Source organism: Brevibacillus sp. FW301-21C12A (assembly GCF_058788915.1).
In genome coordinates this window covers 1-5,817 of the sequence record NZ_JBYTBG010000089.1, presented here as the reverse complement: position 1 = coordinate 5,817, position 5,817 = coordinate 1, and the positions used below count along the sequence as shown (strand labels likewise).

4 protein-coding genes and 8 tRNA genes are annotated in these 5,817 nt (G+C 48.0%); 10 read left to right on the top strand and 2 right to left on the bottom strand.

Features of this window, described 5'->3' with window-relative positions; translation table 11 throughout:
- Positions 1-112 precede the first annotated feature (112 nt).
- The 10 genes from AC3WQH_RS25170 (at position 113) to AC3WQH_RS25125 (ending at position 4,188) form a co-directional block, all read left to right on the top strand.
- A tRNA-Asp gene (locus AC3WQH_RS25170) sits at positions 113-189 on the top strand.
- A 44-nt stretch (positions 190-233) separates the two neighbouring features.
- Positions 234-309: transfer RNA gene (locus AC3WQH_RS25165), tRNA-Phe, on the top strand.
- Positions 310-314: 5 nt separating this feature from the next.
- Positions 315-388 (top strand) — tRNA-Trp (locus AC3WQH_RS25160).
- Between the two features lie 29 nt (positions 389-417).
- Positions 418-493 (top strand) — tRNA-His (locus tag AC3WQH_RS25155).
- Positions 494-519: 26 nt separating this feature from the next.
- A tRNA-Gln gene (locus tag AC3WQH_RS25150) sits at positions 520-594 on the top strand.
- A gap of 7 nt (positions 595-601) precedes the next feature.
- A tRNA-Gly gene (locus AC3WQH_RS25145) sits at positions 602-677 on the top strand.
- A gap of 20 nt (positions 678-697) precedes the next feature.
- Positions 698-771: transfer RNA gene (locus AC3WQH_RS25140), tRNA-Cys, on the top strand.
- Between the two features lie 8 nt (positions 772-779).
- Positions 780-861 (top strand) — tRNA-Leu (locus AC3WQH_RS25135).
- A 596-nt stretch (positions 862-1,457) separates the two neighbouring features.
- The gene (locus AC3WQH_RS25130; protein ID WP_310670082.1) at positions 1,458-2,285 is read left to right on the top strand and encodes a helix-turn-helix transcriptional regulator; all 828 of its coding nucleotides are present in this window, start codon (positions 1,458-1,460) and stop codon (positions 2,283-2,285) included.
- 157 nt (positions 2,286-2,442) lie between these two features.
- On the top strand, positions 2,443-4,188 hold the full coding sequence (locus AC3WQH_RS25125) for an ABC transporter ATP-binding protein (RefSeq protein WP_005836534.1): 1,746 nt from the start codon (positions 2,443-2,445) through the stop codon (positions 4,186-4,188).
- A gap of 105 nt (positions 4,189-4,293) precedes the next feature.
- Here the strand turns inward: AC3WQH_RS25125 and AC3WQH_RS25120 are convergent, their stop codons facing one another.
- Both AC3WQH_RS25120 and AC3WQH_RS25115 read right to left on the bottom strand, forming a co-directional pair.
- Positions 4,294-4,755: a hypothetical protein gene (locus tag AC3WQH_RS25120; protein ID WP_237716599.1), complete on the bottom strand. Its 462-nt coding sequence runs from the start codon at positions 4,753-4,755 to the stop codon at positions 4,294-4,296.
- 74 nt (positions 4,756-4,829) lie between these two features.
- Positions 4,830-5,678, bottom strand: a complete 849-nt coding sequence (locus AC3WQH_RS25115; protein WP_492332312.1) for a hypothetical protein — start codon at positions 5,676-5,678, stop codon at positions 4,830-4,832.
- Positions 5,679-5,817 lie beyond the last annotated feature (139 nt).

Below are 5,817 nucleotides of genomic sequence, written 5' to 3'. Positions count from 1 at the left end.
GCAGCTCGGTAGCTCGTCGGGCTCATAACCCGAAGGTCGCAGGTTCAAATCCTGCTCCCGCAACCAAATTTTCTTTCATGCAAAGGGAGTACCTGTAGGTGCAACCGAACATGGAGCTGTGGTGAAGTTGGAGTTCACGCCGGTCTGTCACACCGGAGGTCGCGGGTTCGAATCCCGTCAGCTCCGCCATTTTTCACAAACAACAAATGGCACGCTAAGCAAAAGATACATACGGCTCGGTAGCTCAGTCGGTAGAGCAGAGGACTGAAAATCCTCGTGTCGGCGGTTCGATTCCGTCCCGAGCCACCATGTGTAGGGGCATAGTTTAACGGTAGAACGAAGGTCTCCAAAACCTTTGGTGTGGGTTCGATTCCTACTGCCCCTGCCATTTTCCAAAAGGCATAGTTAGTTAATATGGCGGTCGTGGCGAAGGGGTTAACGCACCGGATTGTGGCTCCGGCACTCGTGGGTTCAAGTCCCATCGATCGCCCCATAATTTCAAAGTTGGGGATTACTTATTGGGGTATAGCCAAGCGGTAAGGCAACGGACTTTGACTCCGTCATTCCTAGGTTCGAATCCTAGTACCCCAGCCATTTATACGCGGACGTAGCTCAATTGGTAGAGCGTCGCCTTGCCAAGGCGAAGGTCGCGGGTTCGAGACCCGTCGTCCGCTCCATTCAAACCTTTTTTATACATGGAGGCATAGCCAAGGGGTAAGGCACGGGTCTGCAAAACCCTTATCCCCGGTTCAAATCCGGGTGCCTCCTCCAATTTAATTGCCGGTGTGGCGGAATGGCAGACGCGCGCGACTCAAAATCGTGAGGGAAACCGTGGGGGTTCAAGTCCCTTCACCGGCACCATTTCTGAAATCAAGCTCTAAGGATGAACATCCTTAGGGTTATTTTAATTTGTTACGATCAACATGAAAAGCAGTATGTATCGCTCCATCTCCTGAAGCCGATCAGCAAGCAAGCGAACCGGATGCAACAGGTGACTGATTCGTTACACGCAAGAAATGAAGAAATCAGTCCTGCAAGCAGCCAGAAGAGCAAGCTGTAGAATTCGACAGTTTGGCCAATTCGATTGGTTGAAAATGAGAATCATTATCTAATATGATAAACGAGAACCGAAATTTTCACAAGAGGTAAATTGCAGATTTTGTGAGTAAAAATGTGTTCCAATGCCAGGTGCTACGCCGAGCGGAGTAACAGCGCGAGCCGCTGGCAACAACACCTGAACAGAAGAACCAAGCGAGGCTGGCGCTTGCCTGCCGATAGGAGAAGCGTGTGCGTGACCAAAGCTAGCCAAGCGTGAAGCATAGCCAAGCGTGAAGCATATCCATGCATGAAGCATATCCATGTGCTGGGTGGTTGCAGAGCTTTTCCTGGATGCGGTAGCGACCATGCCGCGCTTACATCCAACGGTTCTTTTGAGTAAAAAGCAAGGCGGGGTGCAAATGGATAGAGCAAAGGTTGGTCTGTTGATCGACTATCACGCCAGGGGAGCCATTACACTCACCAGTGTATCCCTCGAAGAACGACAGCCGGGAATGAAATATTTTGGGGGACGAACCGGGCTGCATTCGGCATTTATTTTCCCTCTATCCGGGAGAGCCAAAATGTGGTTTGACGGCACGGGATACGATATGGAGCCGGGGATGGTCGTACACGCTGGCCCTGACATGGCGTTTGATCGCAAGGTGATCGGCGAGGAAAAGTGGGTCTACATTCTCGTGCTCTATCAGGTGAAGCACTGGGAGCTGGCTGATGCATGCGATTACGCCGGGCAGCATTACGGCTTGCACCTTGTCGAGCAGAGCGCCCGGCTGCAGGAGAAGCTGAGGCAGCTTGAGCGGTACTGGAACAGCCCCGGCGACTTGTACAAGCTGCGCGTAAAAGAGCTGTGGTACGGCATCTTGAACGAGCTGTTTTCGCTCGTGCTGTATCGCGCGCAAGACGAGGGGCGGCTATTGCTGGAGCGGCTGCTCGATTATATTCATAATCATTACATGGAAAACTTGAGCATGAATCGGCTTGCGGAAATGCACCAGATCAATGTCAACCGGCTCGCTTACCTGTTTCAGAAGCATTTGAAAATTAGTCCGGGTGAATATTTGAACAGATACAGACTTAACCAGGCGAAAAACTTGTTGAATATCGTGCACAGCCAATTGAGCATCAAGGAGGTGGCGCAAAGGACAGGCTTTTCCGATCCGTTGTATTTCAGCAAGCGCTTCAAAAAATACACCGGCCTGTCCCCGAGCGAGTTTCAACGGGATTCATGAATAATCCATATCGATTCATGAATGTGCCATTCTCTTTCACAAGGCACATTGCTATACTTATTGATGAAATTGATAATCATTATTGCAGTTGCGTTGACAAAAGCTTGCCGGGTCAGTACTGACAGGAGCGAACCCAACGCCAAAAGGGGGCCATTGATTGATTCGACGCTTTTTCTCCTACTACCGCCCGTATAAATGGTTGTTTGTGCTTGATTTTGGCTGCGCAATCATTGCCGGTTTGCTGGAGCTGGCGTTTCCGGTAGCGGTAAATGCTTTTATCGACGATTTGCTGCCGGGCGGGAAGTGGGGCATGATTTTGTGGGCTTCGCTCGGACTGCTCGCCTTGTATGCCTTGAACACATTGCTTATGTACATCGTCAACTACTGGGGGCATATGCTGGGCATCAACATCGAGACGGATATGCGGCGCAAGCTGTTTTCGCATATCCAGAAGCTGTCGTTCCGATTTTTTGACAATACGAAGACCGGGCATTTGATCGGCCGCTTGACAAACGACATGAACATGATTGGCGAAATGGCGCATCACGGACCGGAGGATTTGTTTATCGCGATCATGACGCTTGTAGGCTCGTTTGCGCTCATGCTGTCCATCAACTGGCAGCTTGCGGTTATCACCTTCATCGTTGTGCCGGCCATCATCTGGGTCGTCGTGTACTTCAACAAAAAAATGACCCAGGCGATCCACCAACTGTTTCGCGATGTGGGCGACTTCAACGCTCGCATTGAAGACAGCGTGGGTGGCATCCGTGTCGTCAAGGCGTTTGCCAACGAGAAGCACGAGGAAGCACAATTTGCTGTCAACAACGGGCGCTTTCGCCTGACCAAGCTCAGCTCCTACAAGCTGATTGCCAAAAACGGTTCGATCAGCTACATGATGATGCGGTTTGTCACTTTGTTTGTCATGGTGTGCGGAACCTGGTTCGTCATTCGCGAGCAGCTTACGTACGGAGAGTTTGTCGGCTTTTTGTTGCTGACGAACGTGTTTTTCCGTCCGATTGAGAAGATCAACGCCATTGTGGAAAGTTATCCGCAAGGCTTCGCAGGCTTCAAGCGCTATACCGAATTGCTGGACACAGAGCCGGATGTGGCGGATGCTCCGGACGCGGTGGAAATGAAGCCGTTTCAGCGAGAGATTCGCTTCGACCAGGTCTCCTTCAGCTATGACGGAGAGAAAACAGTGCTCGATCAGGTCGATCTGGTCATCCGCAAAGGAGAAACGATCGCGTTCGTCGGTCCGTCCGGTGCGGGCAAAACGACGCTCTGCAGCTTGCTGCCGCGGTTTTACGAGGTCGAGAGCGGTTCGATCAGCATTGACGGGGTGGACATCCGCCAGGTGACACAAGATTCGTTGCGCCGACAGATCGGGATTGTGCAGCAGGATGTGTTCCTGTTCGCGGGCACGATTCGCGAAAATATTTTGTATGGAAAACTGGAGGCGAGCGAGGAGGAAATCTGGGAAGCGGCACGGCGAGCGCGACTCGATGACTTTATTCGCGCGCAGGAGCTAGGCATGGAGACGGTGATCGGGGAGCGCGGCGTGAAGCTGTCCGGCGGTCAAAAGCAACGGCTGGCGATTGCCCGCATGTTCCTGAAAAATCCGCCGATCCTGATTCTCGATGAAGCGACCTCGGCGCTGGATACGGAGACAGAGCTGGCGATTCAGCAATCGTTGGCAGAGCTGTCCAAAGGCCGGACGACGCTGGTGATCGCGCACAGGCTGGCGACGATCAAGGATGCAGACCGAATCGTCGTGGTGACGGGGGAGGGCATCGTCGAGCAGGGGCATCATCGCGAGCTGATCGACGCAGGCGGTGTGTACAGCCGCTTATACCAGGCGCAGTTTGGGGTATGGAATGGCTTGGAGGCTGTCAGCAAGCCGTAAAAAAATGAATACAGACGCAAAAATGGAAGCGGCCAGCAAAGCTCCTTCTACGTGTCCTTTTGCAACCGAAAAGACCCTGCTGATTCAGTAAGGGTCTTTTGGAGGTTATGACGCAGTATGCTGCTTTAATGATCGCCTGACAAACAAGCCAATATAAAAAGATAAGCACGATAAAAGGGTGCCATATAGGATGTAATTTATGCCAAAAATATAATAAGGAAGCTCTTCGCTTAGAAGTACAAACGGGTCTGCTGGAGAGAATACATACGCGAAACAGACAGGTAAAAATTTTTCCAAAAGGAAGGAAGTAACTACGGTGGCAATAGCAACAGTATGAATATTTCGATTGTGAAAAAAATGTGCTCTCCAACCAAGAAGCAAAAAAGGAACGCAATTGACAAGGGTACCTAGAAATAGTCCAGATCCGTTTTTATCCCGATCAGTCGGCAAATCCGTGACGATTGTAAAGCTGTATACGCCGATAAGAAAGACAATCGCGTATAAAGAAACGTATATCATCCCTATTTCCACTAGCGTTCGTAACCATCCAGATTTTGTTTTCGTCATGAAAGTTTCTCCTCTCGCAAAGGAAAAGTAAAGGTCTACAGTATGATTTTGCAGACCTTTATTTTTAAATGTAATCATTTGTTGAGAGTTTCCTTCTTCCAGTACAAACCAAATGCTGGTTGATCTTCAGTTTGCACTTCTACAGCAAAAACTTTATCATTTTTCATTATCTTTTTTAAGTCTTTTCCTTTAGCAGTACCTTCAATTTCAATAATACCCTTGAAGCTATAAGAAGCTTCTTTTTGAATGCTCTCTAAAACCTCTGGTTGAATTGTTTTTGTGCCGATAGTTACAATATTTTTTTCACTATCAATACCTCTGGCATACAATTCTGAAACCTCTAAATTATAATCGGAAACCAAATCGTAAAAACTGTCTATGCTCATAGGGTTCTTTAATGTAATCACAAATTGGTAATCATCGTTACTTTTGAACCTTTCCACTCTTTTGTTTACATTGTTTTTGTAGTTCTCTAAATCACCTTTCGTTTTGATTTTATCATATTCTCTATCCGCTAAAATTTCAGTATTCAAGACGAGAGCTTCTCTATTTGACACAGATGAAGGAGTTGATAACTGGCTATATTTAAATACTCCGAGAAGTTCGGCTGTACCAGCAACAGTGTTGTAGTCCCCTCCTGGATAAATTGGTGCTACACTAATTGATGCATAAGAAGAAACCTTGGGATCATTTGTCGTATTTACCACACCAAAGCTACTAGTTACATAGTAATTCGTGTTAGCACTAATACTCCATTGGTCTCTAGATACTGCTTCTAATTCATCATCTTTTCCATCACCATTGTCATCTTCGTAATCATATTTAGGGTCGGGCAAATTTGTAGAAATGAAAGAGCCATCAAACCCATTTTTTGATTCGTCACGAAAATCATAAGTTGGGTAATAGCTTATATAACGCATCATCTCACTTTTCTGATTTGCACTATATTTGAAATCTATCCGTGCTGTAATTTTTGGATAAGATGCGGATTAACCCCCTAGGTTTGGACACATACTCTCTTATTCTTACTTTTTCATAGCTTTTCGTTTTTGGGTGAGGAAT

Bases quoted from the DNA above. Each gene is read 5' to 3' on its own strand.
- AC3WQH_RS25120 (WP_237716599.1), bottom strand. From the start codon at position 4,755: ATGACGAAAACAAAATCTGGATGGTTACGAACGCTAGTGGAAATAGGG.
- AC3WQH_RS25130 (WP_310670082.1), top strand. From the start codon at position 1,458: ATGGATAGAGCAAAGGTTGGTCTGTTGATCGACTATCACGCCAGGGGA.
- AC3WQH_RS25115 (WP_492332312.1), bottom strand. From the start codon at position 5,678: ATGATGCGTTATATAAGCTATTACCCAACTTATGATTTTCGTGACGAA.